We start from the raw sequence: 18,222 nt of genomic DNA, 5'->3' as shown, positions 1-18,222 counted from the left end.
TTTCAACACTTTAAAAAAGCTATCCCTAAGAATCAAGACTGCACTACATAAGCATTTCAACGACTTAAAAATGAATATTATGTACTGTAAAATTAAACTTCAAATTAACTATTCAAATACGTTAAAATTGATTCTAATTTTGTATGTCTTGATTGCTATAAGAATAACTTTATTAATATCTAAAATTTAACACTTAATGAACTTGTTTCAATGATATATTAGCACTATTTGTATTTTTTGATAACTGATATGTTTTGCATTTATTTATAGTTATACTTCAAATTACAAACTTCGCCATTTCATATACCTTTTAATATCTATTTTGTTTTCGTCAACTACAGTTTTTATAATGATACTGTATCTTCGATTTTTTTAGCAAAAACAATTCTTCCTGAAGATGTTTGCAATAAGCTGACTACTTCTAAATTGACATGACTGCCAATAAGATTTTTAGCATTATCAACAACTACCATCGTACCATCATCTAGATATCCTACTGCCTGACCAGGCTCTTTACCCATTTTTGTCAGTAAAATATGCAGTTGATCACCTTGATGTACATTAGGTTTGATTGCTTCTGATAAATCATTAACATTTAATGCTTTGATACCATGTACATGACAAACTTTATTTAGGTTGAAATCTGTCGTAATAATACTTGCATGATATTGTTTAGCTAGCTTTAATAGCATTGTATCAATATCACTATGTGTTTTAGTTGGATGTATAACCTTTGTAGGATAATCTAAATCATACAATTCATTTAAAATATCTAAGCCTCTTTTACCCTTTTCACGTTTAACACTGTCATTTGAATCTGCAACAATTTGTAATTCATTAATAACACCTTGCGGAATTAAAATATTGCCATCGATAAAACCGCAACGAATGACTTCTAAAATACGACCATCAATAATTGCGCTTGTGTCGATAATTTTTGGCGTAGCACTTTTAGTATGTTGTGACATGGAACGCGCTATATTCTCAGGTAAAAACATTAACATTTCATCTCGTTTTTTAAGGCCAAATTGGAAACCGAAATAACATAGTAATATCGTAATTATGACAGGAATGAAATGATTAAAAATAGAGTTACCAATTGATTCTAATATAAACGACACCATAACAGAAATAAGTAATCCGATTATTAAACCTATTGTTGCGAATAGTATTTCAACAGCACTTCTACGCATAATAAAATGTTCTAAACCTTTTATAGCGTTAGTAACTCGTCTAATAAATACACCAAAAATTAAGAACATAAAAATACTACCGATAATGCCATCTACATAGTGATTTTTTAAAAAGCTGGAGTTTTGTAATCCAAGATCATTTGCAATTTCAGGAATAATAATTATTCCTAATGCGCTCCCAATAATTAAGTAAATAATAATAACCATTAGTTTAACGATATTCACACAATGTCCTCCTTTCTTGATGTTTTATGAATGAAGAGCAAATGACAATGCTTCATGTACAGTAGTTACACCTATTACTTGTATACCTTCAGGATATGTCCATCCGCCTATATTATTTTTAGGAATAATTACACGTTTGAAACCTAGTTTTGCAGCCTCTTGCACGCGTTGTTCTATCCGAGATACACGACGTACCTCACCCGTTAAACCAACTTCTCCAATATAGCAATCTAATCCGTCGACAGCTTTATCTTTAAAGCTAGATGCAGTTGCTACAATTACACTTAAATCAACTGCTGGCTCCGTTAACTTTACACCGCCAGCTACTTTGATATAAGCATCTTGTTGTTGTAATAGATAATTTTCTTTCTTTTCCAAAACAGCCATCAACAAACTTAATCGATTATGATCAATCCCTGTTGCCATTCGTCTCGGATTGTTAAAAGTCGTTGGAGTTACCAGCGCTTGAACTTCTATTAAAAGTGGTCTGGTTCCCTCCATGGTTGCAACAATTGTTGAACCTGGAACATTTGTTGAACGTTCTTCTAAAAACATTTCAGATGGATTATTTACACCTTTTAATCCACTTTGCTTCATTTCGAAGATTCCCATTTCATTCGTTGAACCAAAACGGTTTTTAACAGCTCGCAAAATTCGATATGCGTGGTGTTCATCGCCTTCAAAATAAAGCACAGTATCAACCATGTGTTCTAGCAATCTTGGGCCAGCAATTTGACCTTCTTTCGTTACATGACCCACTATAAAAGTTGCAATGTTCATTTGTTTAGCAATATTCATTAAACTTTGTGTACTTTCACGAACTTGTGAAACAGAACCTGGCGCAGAGCTGATTTCAGGATGATATATTGTTTGAATCGAATCCACTACTAATAAATCAGGTTGTTCTTCTTTTACTGTTTGATAAATAACTTCAAGATCTGTTTCAGCTAATACTTGCAATTCACTTGAATCTTCATCTAATCGCTCTGCACGTAATTTAGTCTGACTAAGCGATTCTTCTCCAGTAATATATAGTACTTTTTTCTTTTGAGATAACGATGCACAAATTTGTAAAAGTAACGTTGACTTACCAATACCTGGATCCCCACCAATAAGTACTAACGATCCGCTCACAATACCTCCACCTAATACACGGTTGAATTCTGCTGAATCTGTTAACACTCTCGGCGTTGTTTCATGTTTAATACTATTTAATTTTTGTACTTTACCTGCTAATTCCTTGGTTTTAACTCCATGTTTAGGATTGGCTGCTTTTTCAACAATTTCCTCCATTTGATTCCAAGCGCCACAATTAGGACATTTCCCCATCCATTTAGGAGATTGATAACCACAAGCCATACATTCAAAAATCACTTTTTTCTTGGCCAAAATTGCACCTCCACTTTCCTTTGAACAAATCTATTTTAAACGCACATTCCCATTATGACAAATTAAATGTGAGTTACATTTGTTTGTATTTTAACATGACTACTAACGCAAACTGTTTTACCAGATTTATTTTTTATGAATATTATAAAATAAACTTACATCATGTTGATAGTCGGTATCTTTCAAAGATAAAATCTTAATAATTTCTTAGTAAACTCTTTTCTCTAGATTTATCACAATATTATATAGACCTATTTTATTTTGACGTAAGTTGCTAGTATCTTCAAACAAAAAACCTTTATAAAAATTCATACCTTTATGCTATCGCTGTAGGCTCATTAACTTGTTACATATAATTCTTAACTATCCTTTGATGATTGTTTTATTAGATTGTTTCGTTGATGGATACTTTCACGAATTTCTATAGTTCAATGCTACTAAAAAAACAGCCCAAAACTTTAATTTGTTTTGGACTGTTTTATAATTATGCTTGCGATGGTGTTTTAGTTTCTGAAGTTTGTTCAGCAATGTCATATTTAAACTCTTTACCATCATGATCTACTGTAACTTTCTTACCTTCAATTTGATTACCATCTAATATTAATTCACTTAAATTATCTTCGATAGTTTTTTGTATCGCTCTAATTAATGGTCTTGCACCATATTCTGGATCATATCCTTCTTCTGCGATTTTGTCTTTCGCTTTATCAGTAACAATAATATTTATGTTTTGTTCAGATAATCGATTTGTTAATTTATTAACCATCATTGTTACAATTTCTTTTAATTCTTCTTTTGTTAGTTTATGGAATACAATGATATCATCTACACGGTTTAAAAATTCTGGACGGAATGAATTTTTTAATTCTTTTAACATCGTTTTTCGAATTGTTTCATAATCTTGTCCATCACTTGAACCACCGAATCCAGCAAATCGTTGATCTTGTAATTCTTGTGCCCCAACGTTTGATGTCATTATGATAATTGTATTTCTGAAATCAACTGTACGTCCTTTTGTATCTGTCAAATGTCCATCATCTAAAACTTGTAATAGAATATTAAATACATCTGGATGAGCTTTTTCAATTTCATCAAATAAAATTACAGAATATGGTTTACGTCTAACTTTTTCAGTTAATTGTCCACCATCATCATGACCAACATATCCTGGAGGAGCACCAACTAATCGGCTCACTGCGTGTTTTTCCATAAATTCACTCATGTCTACACGGATCATCGCATCATCATCGCCAAACATTGATTCAGCTAAAGCTCTAGCTAATTCAGTTTTACCAACACCAGTTGGTCCAAGGAAGATAAAGCTACCAATTGGTCGTTTAGGATCTTTTAACCCTGCACGGGCACGTCTAACCGCTTTACTGATTGAATTAACAGCATCTTTTTGCCCAATAACTCTCTCATGTAATGTATCTTCTAGACTAAGAAGTTTTTCAGATTCTGTTTCATTGATTTTAGTTAATGGGATACCTGTCCATCCTGCAATAACTTCAGCAATATCTTCTTCTGACAATGAAGTTGACATGCCATTTTGTGCATTCTTCCATTCATTTTTAGCTTCTTCATATTGCTTTTCAAGTTTTGTTTGTTTATCACGCAGGTTAGCAGCATTTTCAAACTCTTGAGCATGTACTGCGGCATCTTTTTCATTTTTAACTTTTTCAATTTCTTGTTCAATTTCTTTTAAATTATTAGGTGTCGTATGACTCTTAAGTCTTACTTTAGAACTTGCTTCATCAATTAAATCAATTGCTTTATCTGGTAAGAAACGATCTGAAACGTATCTGTTACTTAATTTAACAGCTGCTTCAATAGCTTCGTCTGAAATATTAATACGATGGTGTGCTTCGTAACGATCTCTTAATCCTTTTAAAATAGCAACTGTATCTACTACTGAAGGTTCATCAACTTGTACAGGTTGGAAACGACGTTCTAAAGCCGCGTCTTTTTCAATATTTTTGCGATATTCATCTAATGTAGTAGCACCAATACATTGTAATTCACCACGTGCTAATGCCGGTTTCAAAATATTCGAAGCATCGATAGCACCTTCAGCACCACCAGCACCAACTAAAGTATGCAACTCATCAATAAATAGGATGACATTACCTGCTTGTTGGATTTCTTCCATAACCTTTTTCAGACGCTCTTCAAATTCACCACGATATTTAGTACCTGCAACTACTGTTCCCATATCTAAAGACATAACACGCTTATCTTTTAATGTCTCTGGTACCTCATTATTCACTATGGCTTGCGCTAAACCTTCAGCAATAGCAGTTTTACCAACACCTGGCTCTCCAATAAGTACAGGATTGTTTTTCGTACGTCTACTTAATACTTCAATTACACGTGTAATTTCTTTATCACGTCCTATAACAGGATCTAATGTACCGTCTTTGGCAATGACTGTTAAGTCACGAGCTAAACTATCTAAAGTTGGAGTATTATTTGACTTACTAGCTTGTGCATTTTTATTACTCATTTCAGGGTTTCCTAAAGCTTTCACAACTTGTGCACGTGCTTTAGTAATATTTAAATCTAGATTTGCAAAAACTCTTGCTGCAACACCTTCATTTTCACGAATCAAGCCTAATAAAATATGTTCCGTTCCAACAAAATTGTGATGTAATTTTCTAGCTTCATCCATCGATAATTCAATGACTTTTTTAGCTCTAGGTGTATAATGCAATGTACCAACATGATCTTGACCATGTCCGATTAATTTTTCAACTTCTTCAATTACTTTATCTTCAGTGATATTAAAACTTTCTAATACTTTTGCAGCAATTCCTTCAGGTTCTTTCATTAACCCCAATAATAGGTGTTCTGTTCCTATATTTGAATGATTTAAACGAATTGCTTCTTCTTGTGCATGTGCTAATACGCGCTGTGCACGTTCAGTTAATCTACCAAATAACATAAATAATGACCTCCTACTTTATATGTTCTCTTAGTATATCTGCTCGTTTTTCTTTTACAGATTTGTCATCTTCTTCATCTAATAAAAATGGTGACTGTATAGCTACCATCAATTCATTAAATTTAAAGTTTTGTAATTCAATGTAATTTAAATCTATACCAAGTTTAACTTCGCTTAATCTATAAGAAGCCTCTTCCATAGTTATCATTCTACAGTTTTGTAAAATACCTAGCGAGCGAAAAACACGGTCTTGTGTTTCTAATTGATTATAAGTGTCTAACTTTTGTCGTATTTGTTTTTCATCATGAATGATTTGATTAACAACTTCTGTTAATGTTTCTATGATTTCTAACTCAGATTTACCAAGTGTAAGTTGGTTGGATACTTGATAAGTATGTCCATAAACTTGCGAACCTTCACCGTAAATACCTCTGATTGTATATCCAAAACGATTAATGGTTTGAGCAATCCGTGTCATTCTTTTCATAATAGATAGACCTGGTAAATGTAGCATCACGCTTGCTCTCATACCAGTACCTATATTGGTAGGACATGTAGTTAAATAACCAAGTTGTTCATCATAACTTATATCAAGGCTTCGATCTAATTCATCATCAATTGATGAAGCTTGATTATATAAAGCCTGTAATGTCGTGTCAGTTCCCATAGCTTGAATACGAATATGGTCCTCTTCATTTATCATGACACTTAAAGATTCATCATCATTCACTAATACTGCGGCTGCTGGTTGTTTTATTAGTTCAGGACTAATCAAATGCTTTGCAACCATTTTCATTTTACTTTGTTGATCCATTTGATCAAGACGCATTAATTCAAAATTTGGCAAGGCATCTTGTACCTCATTTATAACTCTAAATCCACCATTTTCAGTAGCATACATTAGTGGATGCACATGATTTTCTAAATTACGCGCTAACCGAATTCTAGAAGACATAACAATTGGTGTTTCTTCATTACTTTTCATCCATTGGCTGATATTATCATGAATATTATGCGTCATCATGTTGCACCTCACTCTCAGCTTTTAGTGCTTTAATTTCATCTCTAACAATGGCTGCTTCCTCAAAATCTTGGATTTCAATAAGTTTTTTCAAATATTCATTCTTTTCTTCGATTTTTCGCTTTAAAGCTATCTTTTTATGTGAAGAATGTGGTGTCTTTCCAACGTGCTCAAATTGTCCACCTTGAACTCTGCGGACGATATCAATGATGTCATCTTTAAATGTTGCATAACAATTAGCACACCCAAATTTACCAACATGTGCAATATCTTTCAAAGTCATATGACATGATGGGCAACGTTTTTCTTCTTTAAACGCTACTTCTTGAAAATTAATGCCATGTTTCGTAGCTAAATGTTGTAAAATTTGCTTAACAACAAATGCTTCTTCGAAATTATCTTGATGTTCTTGATATTCAGGCTGTTCATTAGCTTGATTCCACGGATGGTGCCCCTCAGCACAAGTTTGACACACCATTTTTTCTTCTGTTTTATTTTTACTTGTAACTTTAACTTTTAATTCCGCTTCATTAAGTTGACAATTTTCACAAAGCACTTCAACACCTCATTTCATTTAGTAATAATTTATAACTGGTAACAAACGTTTTAAAATATTTGCTCTAATAATATCTCTAGAAACCATATCCATTGATAGCGTTTCTCTATCAATAACTGCTTGAATCATTTTAGCTTCACGTTCATTTATTAACATTTTATCTAAAAGCCCATCAATAATATAATAAGCTTGTTGTTGAGAAATAGAAGGTCCAATCAGCTGAAGCAAATGATTAATATAACCTGTTGCATCTTTATTTTCAATTTTAGTGATTCGGATGTAACCACCACCACCACGTTTACTTTCGATTTCATAACCATGTTCATTAGTGAATCGTGTTTTGATTACATAATTTAATTGTGATGGTACACAATCAAAACGCTGTGCGATATTCGCTCTCTGAATTTCAACGACATCTTCATTCGACTCTTCAAATAAACGTTTGATGTATTGTTCTATGATGTCAGACATATTGTGCATGTATATCACCCCTTTTTGACCTTCTTTGACTATATTATATGACCTATTTTGACCTTTTTCAATTAATTTGTTTTTATATTTTCAAAAATTTATGATGTTAGCCCTTCCATTTTATTGTATGATAGATTGTAGAAAAAACTAAAGGAATGAGAAATATATGCATATTCTAATTGGGATTATCGGAATTATCTTCTTTTTAGCACTTGCGTTTCTATTTAGCTCAGACAGGAAAAATATTCGCTGGAAATATGTAGGAATTTTACTTGCAATTCAGCTTATCTTTGCATTTATCTTGCTTAAAACTACAATGGGAATCAAGGTTATTGGTGGTATTTCAAACGGTTTTAACTACTTATTATTAAAAGCAGCAGATGGTGTTAACTTTGTATTCGGTGGTATTCAATATATCGATCCTAAGCAACCACCATTCTTCTTCAGTGTATTATTACCTATCGTATTTATTTCAGCGATTATCGGTATCCTTCAATACACAAAGATTTTACCTTTAATCATTAATGTTTTAGGATTCTTAATTTCTAAAATTAATGGTATGGGACGTTTAGAATCATACAATGCAGTTGCTGCAGCAATTTTAGGACAATCTGAAGTATTTATTTCAATTAAAAAACAATTACCATACATACCTAAGCAACGTTTATACACATTAACAGCTTCAGCAATGTCGACTGTTTCTGCTTCAATTATCGGTGCATACTTTACCTTAATTGAACCTAAATATGTTGTAACGGCTGTTGTCTTAAACTTATTTGGTGGTTTCATCATCGCTTCAATTATTAACCCTTATAAAGTTAATGAAGAAGATGACAAATTATTAGTTGAAGAAACTGAAGAAAGACAACAATCATTCTTCGAAATGCTAGGAGAATATATTTTAGATGGATTTAAAGTAGCTGTCATTGTAGGTGCAATGTTAATCGGATACATTGCCATTATCGCTCTATTAAATGGAATTGTAAGCAATATCTTTAGTACAGTTTCAGGTGGCGCTATTTCTTGGGATTTCCAAACATTAATTGGTTTTGTCTTTGCACCATTTGCATTCTTAGTCGGTGTGCCATGGCAAGATGCAGTTCAAGCCGGTTCAGTTATGGCGACAAAACTATTATCTAACGAATTTGTAGCAATGCAAGCACTTGGTAAACTTAGTGATTTATCTGAACACGCAAAAGGTGTTACATCTGTATTCTTAGTATCATTTGCTAACTTTAGCTCTATTGGTATTATTTCAGGTGCTATTAAATCACTTAATGACAAAAAAGGAGATACAGTTGCCCGCTTTGGTTTGAAATTATTATTCGGTGCAACACTAGTATCTTTCATTTCAGCTGCAATCGCTGGATTCTTTATTTAACAAATACATCAACATCGAATTAATCCCTTCAAAATTTTGACTATTCTCAGTCTCTTTGAAGGGGTTTTTTCTTATGTATATCTTTATTTTTTATCATTTTTAATTTTGACATAAAAAATAACTCCTCCAAAGCTAAGTTTGAAGGAGATATTTTCTTCTCAACAAATCTATAAATATCAATAATTCGTTGATTTAGCATACATTAAGCTATGCTTTTTTTACAATATGATTAATAAAGTAATCAGTTACTCTATAGTCATCTGTTAATTCAGGATGGAATGATACGCCTAAATATTTACCTTGCTGGACAGCTACAATTTTCTCATTAACCTTACATAGGATATCTACGCCTTGACCTACTTTTTCAATATGTGGCGCTCTTATAAAGACACCTTCAATATCTGTAGCGATACCTTTAATATCTAATTCTGTTTCAAAGCTGTCAACTTGTCTACCGAATGAGTTTCGTTGTACAGTAATATTCAACTTGTTAAGGTATCCTTCTTCACCAACTATATCTTGCGCTAGAACTATTAATCCTGCGCATGTACCAAACATAGGTAAAGTTGAATTTTGTAAAGCCTCTTTAAATCCATATAAATTCATTAATCGACGTAACGTTGTAGACTCGCCACCAGGTAATATTAAGCCCTCGATTTCTTCTAATTGTTCAACTTTTTTAACTGCAATACCTTCATGACCACTTAATTCAATATGTCTAATATGTTCACGTACTGCACCTTGTAATGCTAATACACCTATTTTCATATCTTACCAACCACGCTCTTGCATACGTTCTTCTAATGATAATTGATTGATATCTAAACCTTTCATAGCAGTGCCAAGTTCACTTGCTAATCTTCCAATTAGTTCATAGTCTTGGTAATGTGTTGTTGCTTGAACAATTGCTTTAGCAAATTTTTCTGGATCTTCTGATTTAAAAATACCTGATCCAACGAATACACCGTCAGCACCTAATTCCATCATTAAAGCAGCATCTTGAGGAGTCGCAACGCCACCAGCTGCAAAGTTAACTACCGGTAAACGACCATTGTCTTTAATTTGTTTTAAAATTTCATAAGGCGCACCGATATCTTTCGCAAAAGTCATAATCTCATCATCATTCATTACAGTCAATCGACTAACTTCTGAATTAACTTGTCTCATATGTCTTACAGCTTCAACAATATTACCTGTACCTGGTTCACCTTTAGTACGTAACATAGCAGCACCTTCACCAATTCTACGCGCAGCTTCACCTAAATTACGACATCCACATACAAATGGTACTGTAAATTGATCTTTTCTTAAGTGATATTCCTCATCTGCTGGTGTTAACACTTCTGATTCATCAATATAGTCAACACCCATCGCCTCTAATACTCTTGCTTCAGTGATATGACCAATACGTGCTTTAGCCATGACTGGAATAGAAACAGCATTCATTACTTCTTCTACAATTTTAGGGTTTGCCATACGTGCAACGCCACCAGCAGCTCTAATATCAGAAGGTACTCGTTCTAATGCCATAACTGCTACCGCGCCTGCTTCTTCTGCAATTCTTGCTTGCTCAGCATTAACGACATCCATAATAACGCCGCCTTTTTGCATTTCAGCCATACCTCTTTTGACTCTGTCTGATCCAATAATTTTACTCATTATACATAAAACCCCTTTTCAAGTTGATTAAATACATTGTAATGTATAAACTGATATTTAAAAAGGTACAAAATAAGATAAATTTAGGAGGTCAGTTATAAAATTGAAAAACACTTTATACCATCAACTTTATGAAAAATTAAAAAAACAAATAATTGAAGGTCAATTTAAAGAAGGCGATAAATTTTATTCTAAAAGACAATTAAGCAAACATTTATCTATCAGCCAAACAACCGTAGAGCATGCATATCAACTTCTATTAGACGAAGGTTACATTTATTCAAGACCTCGCTCTGGATATTTTGTGTCCGAAATTGAATCTTTAACAATTTTAAACAATCAACCTATCCCCTCTCTTTTTGATGATGATTCATATAAACCAAAAGCGAGTGATGAAGCTTATGATTATGCTTTTAATTTGGATGAAATAGATACGAAACATTTCCCTATAGAACTTTTCAGAAAGTATTCCAAAGATCTTTATGATACAAATCATTTAAATCAATTACGTAGAGGACATTTTCAAGGAGAATTACATTTAAGATTTCAACTGGCATTTTATTTATTTACTAATCGTGGTGTAATTTGTGATCCTAATCAAATTATAATTGGCTCATCTACCGAACAATTAGTAAATCAATTAGTCGATTTACTTTATACTTCAACGTTTATTATCGAAAAACCTAGTTATCCACCAATCAAAAATATTTTAGATAAAAAACAAGTTGAATATGAACAAATTGAAGTTGAAGATAATGGAATAAACGTAGATGAAGTTATTAAATCACAAAAAAATATAGTATATATAACGCCTTCCCATCAATTTCCAACTGGATATGTGATGGACTTAAAAAAACGAACTCAATTAATACAATGGGCTCAAGAAAAAGAAGAACGATTTATTATAGAAGATGATTATGATTCCGAGTTTAGATATTTCGGCAAACCCATTCCAGCAATTCAAGGTCTATATTCAAGAGGAGAAAAAGTGATTTATATCAGTACATTTTCAAAGTCTATTTTTCCTAGCTGTCGAGTTGCATATATGGTGTTACCCTATTCTATAATGAAAAAATATCATTCTCAAAATCACATTGAAGGCAACACTGTACCTGTTCATATGCAAAACCTTATTGCAACGTTTATATCTTCCGGTGGTTTTGAAAGGCATTTAAATAAAATGAGACGAATTTATCGTAGAAAACTAACCTATATTTTAAAAAGATTGAAACCTTACAAAGAGCAGCTTGATATTCAAGGTGCTGAAACGGGTATGCATTTTACAATTACAGTAAAAAATGGATTAACATTACAAGAGTGTCTTGATAGAGCAAACAAAGTAAAGTTAAAATTACAAGTTTATAATTTTGATGATGATCAAGACTATAAGAAAACCCCTAAATTTATATTAGGCTTTGGCGGTATAGACGATGATGCTTTAAAACCGCATGTAGACGCTCTAATAAAATCATTAATTATAAAGTAACACTTCTTTGATAAAAGTTAGTGTTACTTATGCAATAGCTTGTCTATTGTATAATAATTAATTTCCTTTTTGTATTTCAATAAAGTATATAAAAGAGCAGTAAGATCATTTTCAATTAGATACCGTCTTACTGCTCTTCTCTATTTATACAATATTTTGTTTTCGATGATATCATTTTAAATTTATATAAACACAAAATTAAAGTTGTACATACTTAGACAATCGAAAGTGTACATTATTAAATTATCATTTCCAGTTCTACTCTAGCGGAACGTAAGTTGGCTACCATCCTCGCTAAGAACCTTTCTTGACTTGTGACAATCGCTTGCTTCTTTCCTCTTCTTCGGCTCTCGCTTACTCATTTAGCTCTACTAAACTCGTTGCGCTCTTTTCTCGTTTCGTCAGATTCAAACGTTTTCACTTCGTCAAGCCATTTTCTTTGTGTTAACTTTTATTTTGACGTTTTAGACATAAAAAAAAGAGACCTTGCGGTCTCAATGCGGCTCATCGCATCCATTTTTTGCCTGGCAACGTTCTACTCTAGCGGAACGTAAGTTCGACTACCATCGACGCTAAGGAGCTTAACTTCTGTGTTCGGCATGGGAACAGGTGTGACCTCCTTGCTATAGTCACCAGACATATGAATGTAATTTATACATTCAAAACTAGATAGTAAGTAAAAGTGATTTTGCTTCGCAAAACATTTATTTTGATTAAGTCTTCGATCGATTAGTATTCGTCAGCTCCACATGTCACCATGCTTCCACCTCGAACCTATTAACCTCATCATCTTTGAGGGATCTTATAACCGAAGTTGGGAAATCTCATCTTGAGGGGGGCTTCATGCTTAGATGCTTTCAGCACTTATCCCGTCCACACATAGCTACCCAGCTATGCCGTTGGCACGACAACTGGTACACCAGAGGTATGTCCATCCCGGTCCTCTCGTACTAAGGACAGCTCCTCTCAAATTTCCTACGCCCACGACGGATAGGGACCGAACTGTCTCACGACGTTCTGAACCCAGCTCGCGTACCGCTTTAATGGGCGAACAGCCCAACCCTTGGGACCGACTACAGCCCCAGGATGCGATGAGCCGACATCGAGGTGCCAAACCTCCCCGTCGATGTGAACTCTTGGGGGAGATAAGCCTGTTATCCCCGGGGTAGCTTTTATCCGTTGAGCGATGGCCCTTCCATGCGGAACCACCGGATCACTAAGTCCGTCTTTCGACCCTGCTCGACTTGTAGGTCTCGCAGTCAAGCTCCCTTATGCCTTTACACTCTATGAATGATTTCCAACCATTCTGAGGGAACCTTTGAGCGCCTCCGTTACCTTTTAGGAGGCGACCGCCCCAGTCAAACTGCCCGCCTGACACTGTCTCCCACCACGATAAGTGGTGCGGGTTAGAAAGCCAACACAGCTAGGGTAGTATCCCACCAGCGCCTCCACGTAAGCTAGCGCTCACGTTTCAAAGGCTCCTACCTATCCTGTACAAGCTGTGCCGAATTTCAATATCAGGCTACAGTAAAGCTCCACGGGGTCTTTCCGTCCTGTCGCGGGTAACCTGCATCTTCACAGGTACTATGATTTCACCGAGTCTCTCGTTGAGACAGTGCCCAAATCGTTACGCCTTTCGTGCGGGTCGGAACTTACCCGACAAGGAATTTCGCTACCTTAGGACCGTTATAGTTACGGCCGCCGTTTACTGGGGCTTCGATTCGTAGCTTCGCAGAAGCTAACCACTCCTCTTAACCTTCCAGCACCGGGCAGGCGTCAGCCCCTATACATCACCTTACGGTTTAGCAGAGACCTGTGTTTTTGATAAACAGTCGCTTGGGCCTATTCACTGCGGCTCTTCTGGGCGTTAACCCTAAAGAGCACCCCTTCTCCCGAAGTTACGGGGTCATTTTGCCGAGTTCCTTAACGAGAGTTCGCTCGCTCACCTTAGAATTCTCATCTTGACTACCTGTGTCGGTTTGCGGTACGGGCACCTATTTTCTATCTAGAGGCTTTTCTCGGCAGTGTGAAATCAACGACTCGAAGACTCAATGTCTTCTCCCCATCACAGCTCAGCCTTAACGAGTACCGGATTTGCCTAATACTCAGCCTTACTGCTTAGACGTGCAATCCAATCGCACGCTTCGCCTATCCTACTGCGTCCCCCCATCGATTAAAACGATTATAGGTGGTACAGGAATATCAACCTGTTATCCATCGCCTACGCCTGTCGGCCTCAGCTTAGGACCCGACTAACCCAGAGCGGACGAGCCTTCCTCTGGAAACCTTAGTCAATCGGTGGACGGGATTCTCACCCGTCTTTCGCTACTCACACCGGCATTCTCACTTCTAAGCGCTCCACATGTCCTTACGATCATGCTTCAACGCCCTTAGAACGCTCTCCTACCATTGTCCAAAGGACAATCCACAGCTTCGGTAATATGTTTAGCCCCGGTACATTTTCGGCGCAGTGTCACTCGACTAGTGAGCTATTACGCACTCTTTAAATGATAGCTGCTTCTAAGCCAACATCCTAGTTGTCTGGGCAACGCCACATCCTTTTCCACTTAACATATATTTTGGGACCTTAGCTGGTGGTCTGGGCTGTTTCCCTTTCGAACACGGACCTTATCACCCATGTTCTGACTCCCAAGTTAAATTAATTGGCATTCGGAGTTTGTCTGAATTCGGTAACCCGAGAGGGGCCCCTCGTCCAAACAGTGCTCTACCTCCAATAATCATCACTTGAGGCTAGCCCTAAAGCTATTTCGGAGAGAACCAGCTATCTCCAGGTTCGATTGGAATTTCTCCGCTACCCTCAGTTCATCCGCTCACTTTTCAACGTAAGTCGGTTCGGTCCTCCATTCAGTGTTACCTGAACTTCAACCTGACCAAGGGTAGATCACCTGGTTTCGGGTCTACGACCAAATACTAAACGCCCTATTCAGACTCGCTTTCGCTACGGCTCCACATTTACTGCTTAACCTTGCATCAAATCGTAACTCGCCGGTTCATTCTACAAAAGGCACGCCATCACCCATTAACGGGCTCTGACTACTTGTAAGCACACGGTTTCAGGTTCTATTTCACTCCCCTTCCGGGGTGCTTTTCACCTTTCCCTCACGGTACTGGTTCACTATCGGTCACTAGAGAGTATTTAGCCTTAGGAGATGGTCCTCCCAGATTCCGACGGAATTTCACGTGCTCCGTCGTACTCAGGATCCACTCAAGAGAGACAACATTTTCGACTACAGGATTATTACCTTCTTTGATTCATCTTTCCAGATGATTCGTCTAATGTCGTCCTTTGTAACTCCGTATAGAGTGTCCTACAACCCCAACAAGCAAGCTTGTTGGTTTGGGCTCTTCCCGTTTCGCTCGCCGCTACTAAGGGAATCGAATTTTCTTTCTCTTCCTCCGGGTACTAAGATGTTTCAGTTCTCCGGGTGTGCCTTCTGATATGCTATGTATTCACATATCGATAACATGACATAACTCATGCTGGGTTTCCCCATTCGGAAATCTCTGGATCAAAGCTTACTTACAGCTCCCCAAAGCATATCGTCGTTAGTAACGTCCTTCATCGGCTTCTAGTGCCAAGGCATCCACCGTGCGCCCTTAATAACTTAATCTATGTTTCCATCCTACAGGAAACGCGTTATTAATCTTGTGAGTGTTCTTTCGAACACTAGCGATTATTTCTTATGAATTCAAGCTTATTTAAAACTCTTTATTCACTCGGTTTTGCTTGGTAAAATCTATATTTTACTTACTTATCTAGTTTTCAATGTACAAATAATGGTGGGCCTAAGTGGACTCGAACCACCGACCTCACGCTTATCAGGCGTGCGCTCTAACCAGCTGAGCTATAGGCCCATTTTTTTGAATGTTAAATAAACATTCAAAACTGAATACAATATGTCACGTTATTCCGCATCTTCTGAAGAAGATGTTCCGAATATATCCTTAGAAAGGAGGTGATCCAGCCGCACCTTCCGATACGGCTACCTTGTTACGACTTCACCCCAATCATTTGTCCCACCTTCGACGGCTAGCTCCTAAAAGGTTACTCCACCGGCTTCGGGTGTTACAAACTCTCGTGGTGTGACGGGCGGTGTGTACAAGACCCGGGAACGTATTCACCGTAGCATGCTGATCTACGATTACTAGCGATTCCAGCTTCATGTAGTCGAGTTGCAGACTACAATCCGAACTGAGAACAACTTTATGGGATTTGCTTGACCTCGCGGTTTCGCTGCCCTTTGTATTGTCCATTGTAGCACGTGTGTAGCCCAAATCATAAGGGGCATGATGATTTGACGTCATCCCCACCTTCCTCCGGTTTGTCACCGGCAGTCAACTTAGAGTGCCCAACTTAATGATGGCAACTAAGCTTAAGGGTTGCGCTCGTTGCGGGACTTAACCCAACATCTCACGACACGAGCTGACGACAACCATGCACCACCTGTCACTTTGTCCCCCGAAGGGGAAGGCTCTATCTCTAGAGTTGTCAAAGGATGTCAAGATTTGGTAAGGTTCTTCGCGTTGCTTCGAATTAAACCACATGCTCCACCGCTTGTGCGGGTCCCCGTCAATTCCTTTGAGTTTCAACCTTGCGGTCGTACTCCCCAGGCGGAGTGCTTAATGCGTTAGCTGCAGCACTAAGGGGCGGAAACCCCCTAACACTTAGCACTCATCGTTTACGGCGTGGACTACCAGGGTATCTAATCCTGTTTGATCCCCACGCTTTCGCACATCAGCGTCAGTTACAGACCAGAAAGTCGCCTTCGCCACTGGTGTTCCTCCATATCTCTGCGCATTTCACCGCTACACATGGAATTCCACTTTCCTCTTCTGCACTCAAGTTTTCCAGTTTCCAATGACCCTCCACGGTTGAGCCGTGGGCTTTCACATCAGACTTAAAAAACCGCCTACGCGCGCTTTACGCCCAATAATTCCGGATAACGCTTGCCACCTACGTATTACCGCGGCTGCTGGCACGTAGTTAGCCGTGGCTTTCTGATTAGGTACCGTCAAGATGTGCACAGTTACTTACACATATGTTCTTCCCTAATAACAGAGTTTTACGATCCGAAGACCTTCATCACTCACGCGGCGTTGCTCCGTCAGGCTTTCGCCCATTGCGGAAGATTCCCTACTGCTGCCTCCCGTAGGAGTCTGGACCGTGTCTCAGTTCCAGTGTGGCCGATCACCCTCTCAGGTCGGCTATGCATCGTTGCCTTGGTAAGCCGTTACCTTACCAACTAGCTAATGCAGCGCGGATCCATCTATAAGTGACAGCAAGACCGTCTTTCACTTTTGAACCATGCGGTTCAAAATATTATCCGGTATTAGCTCCGGTTTCCCGAAGTTATCCCAGTCTTATAGGTAGGTTATCCACGTGTTACTCACCCGTCCGCCGCTAACATCAGAGAAGCAAGCTTCTCGTCCGTTCGCTCGACTTGCATGTATTAGGCACGCCGCCAGCGTTCATCCTGAGCCAGGATCAAACTCTCCATAAAAATTATGATGTTTGATTAGCTCATAAATACTAAATAATGTTTGTAACTTATAGTTACGTTTTTTGGAATTAACGTTGACATATTGTCATTCAGTTTTCAATGTTCATTTTTCTTACCGACAAGAATTAATTATACATTTTATTAACATTTAAGTCAATAACTTTTTTTATCTTGTCCATTTTATTTTTTAACCAAAATTTGATTAAAAAACTGCCTGGCAACGTTCTACTCTAGCGGAACGTAAGTTCGACTACCATCGACGCTAAGGAGCTTAACTTCTGTGTTCGGCATGGGAACAGGTGTGACCTCCTTGCTATAGTCACCAGACATATGAATGTAATTTATACATTCAAAACTAGATAGTAAGTAAAAGTGATT

General features: G+C 37.0%; 10 protein-coding genes, 1 tRNA gene and 4 rRNA genes. 2 read left to right on the top strand and 13 right to left on the bottom strand.

Annotated elements, in window-relative coordinates:
• Window positions 1-344: 344 nt before the first annotated feature.
• The 6 genes from NSS86_RS01275 to NSS86_RS01250 all read right to left on the bottom strand — a co-directional run bounded on the left by NSS86_RS01275 (window position 345) and on the right by NSS86_RS01250 (window position 7,805).
• Window positions 345-1,418 carry a PIN/TRAM domain-containing protein gene (locus NSS86_RS01275; protein WP_001028376.1) on the bottom strand — a complete coding sequence of 358 codons (1,074 nt, stop codon included), beginning with the start codon at window positions 1,416-1,418 and terminating at the stop codon, window positions 345-347.
• Window positions 1,419-1,442: 24 nt separating this feature from the next.
• The gene (radA, locus tag NSS86_RS01270; RefSeq protein ID WP_001085219.1) at window positions 1,443-2,807 is read right to left on the bottom strand and encodes a DNA repair protein RadA; all 1,365 of its coding nucleotides are present in this window, start codon (window positions 2,805-2,807) and stop codon (window positions 1,443-1,445) included.
• Between the two features lie 484 nt (window positions 2,808-3,291).
• Window positions 3,292-5,748, bottom strand: coding sequence for an ATP-dependent Clp protease ATP-binding subunit (locus NSS86_RS01265; protein ID WP_000897132.1), 2,457 nt, complete (start codon window positions 5,746-5,748; stop codon window positions 3,292-3,294).
• 13 nt (window positions 5,749-5,761) lie between these two features.
• Window positions 5,762-6,769, bottom strand: coding sequence for a protein arginine kinase (locus NSS86_RS01260; protein ID WP_000149508.1), 1,008 nt, complete (start codon window positions 6,767-6,769; stop codon window positions 5,762-5,764).
• Window positions 6,759-7,325 (bottom strand): UvrB/UvrC motif-containing protein, encoded by a 567-nt coding sequence (locus NSS86_RS01255; RefSeq protein WP_000882069.1) that lies wholly within the window; start codon window positions 7,323-7,325, stop codon window positions 6,759-6,761. The genes NSS86_RS01260 and NSS86_RS01255 overlap by 11 nt, the downstream gene beginning before the upstream one ends.
• Window positions 7,326-7,343: 18 nt before the next feature.
• Window positions 7,344-7,805 (bottom strand): CtsR family transcriptional regulator, encoded by a 462-nt coding sequence (locus NSS86_RS01250; RefSeq protein ID WP_000551762.1) that lies wholly within the window; start codon window positions 7,803-7,805, stop codon window positions 7,344-7,346.
• A gap of 157 nt (window positions 7,806-7,962) precedes the next feature.
• Between NSS86_RS01250 and NSS86_RS01245 the strand changes: the two genes are divergently transcribed.
• Window positions 7,963-9,177, top strand: coding sequence for a NupC/NupG family nucleoside CNT transporter (locus NSS86_RS01245; RefSeq protein ID WP_000547794.1), 1,215 nt, complete (start codon window positions 7,963-7,965; stop codon window positions 9,175-9,177).
• A gap of 207 nt (window positions 9,178-9,384) precedes the next feature.
• Here NSS86_RS01245 and pdxT read toward each other — a convergent pair whose 3' ends face one another.
• Together pdxT and pdxS are read right to left on the bottom strand one after the other, a co-directional pair.
• Complete coding sequence (pdxT, locus tag NSS86_RS01240; RefSeq protein ID WP_000690439.1) at window positions 9,385-9,945, bottom strand: pyridoxal 5'-phosphate synthase glutaminase subunit PdxT; 561 nt, start codon at window positions 9,943-9,945, stop codon at window positions 9,385-9,387.
• A gap of 3 nt (window positions 9,946-9,948) precedes the next feature.
• Window positions 9,949-10,836, bottom strand: a complete 888-nt coding sequence (gene pdxS / locus NSS86_RS01235; RefSeq protein ID WP_000034728.1) for a pyridoxal 5'-phosphate synthase lyase subunit PdxS — start codon at window positions 10,834-10,836, stop codon at window positions 9,949-9,951.
• Between the two features lie 103 nt (window positions 10,837-10,939).
• Here pdxS and NSS86_RS01230 point away from each other — a divergent pair, with 103 nt between their 5' ends.
• Window positions 10,940-12,322, top strand: coding sequence for a PLP-dependent aminotransferase family protein (locus NSS86_RS01230; protein WP_000799248.1), 1,383 nt, complete (start codon window positions 10,940-10,942; stop codon window positions 12,320-12,322).
• Between the two features lie 522 nt (window positions 12,323-12,844).
• Here NSS86_RS01230 and rrf (NSS86_RS01225) read toward each other — a convergent pair.
• From rrf (NSS86_RS01225) to rrf (NSS86_RS01205), 5 genes are all read right to left on the bottom strand, one after another.
• Window positions 12,845-12,959 (bottom strand): 5S ribosomal RNA (rrf, locus tag NSS86_RS01225).
• Between the two features lie 72 nt (window positions 12,960-13,031).
• Window positions 13,032-15,954: ribosomal RNA gene (locus NSS86_RS01220) — 23S ribosomal RNA — on the bottom strand.
• 167 nt (window positions 15,955-16,121) lie between these two features.
• A tRNA-Ile gene (locus NSS86_RS01215) sits at window positions 16,122-16,198 on the bottom strand.
• A gap of 94 nt (window positions 16,199-16,292) precedes the next feature.
• Window positions 16,293-17,844, bottom strand: a 16S ribosomal RNA gene (locus NSS86_RS01210).
• 212 nt (window positions 17,845-18,056) lie between these two features.
• Window positions 18,057-18,171: ribosomal RNA gene (gene rrf / locus NSS86_RS01205) — 5S ribosomal RNA — on the bottom strand.
• The 16S, 23S and 5S rRNA genes sit together here with 1 tRNA gene alongside, the layout of an rRNA operon.
• Window positions 18,172-18,222 lie beyond the last annotated feature (51 nt).

The sequence above is a fragment of the Staphylococcus sp. FSL W8-0056 genome (assembly GCF_037963075.1).
GTDB lineage: Bacteria > Bacillota > Bacilli > Staphylococcales > Staphylococcaceae > Staphylococcus > Staphylococcus aureus.
This window is presented reverse-complemented; position numbering and strand designations above follow the sequence as displayed.

Bases quoted from the DNA above. Each gene is read 5' to 3' on its own strand.
- NSS86_RS01265 (WP_000897132.1), bottom strand. From the start codon at position 5,748: ATGTTATTTGGTAGATTAACTGAACGTGCACAGCGCGTATTAGCACAT.
- NSS86_RS01260 (WP_000149508.1), bottom strand. From the start codon at position 6,769: ATGACGCATAATATTCATGATAATATCAGCCAATGGATGAAAAGTAAT.
- NSS86_RS01250 (WP_000551762.1), bottom strand. From the start codon at position 7,805: ATGCACAATATGTCTGACATCATAGAACAATACATCAAACGTTTATTT.
- NSS86_RS01245 (WP_000547794.1), top strand. From the start codon at position 7,963: ATGCATATTCTAATTGGGATTATCGGAATTATCTTCTTTTTAGCACTT.
- pdxT (WP_000690439.1), bottom strand. From the start codon at position 9,945: ATGAAAATAGGTGTATTAGCATTACAAGGTGCAGTACGTGAACATATT.
- pdxS (WP_000034728.1), bottom strand. From the start codon at position 10,836: ATGAGTAAAATTATTGGATCAGACAGAGTCAAAAGAGGTATGGCTGAA.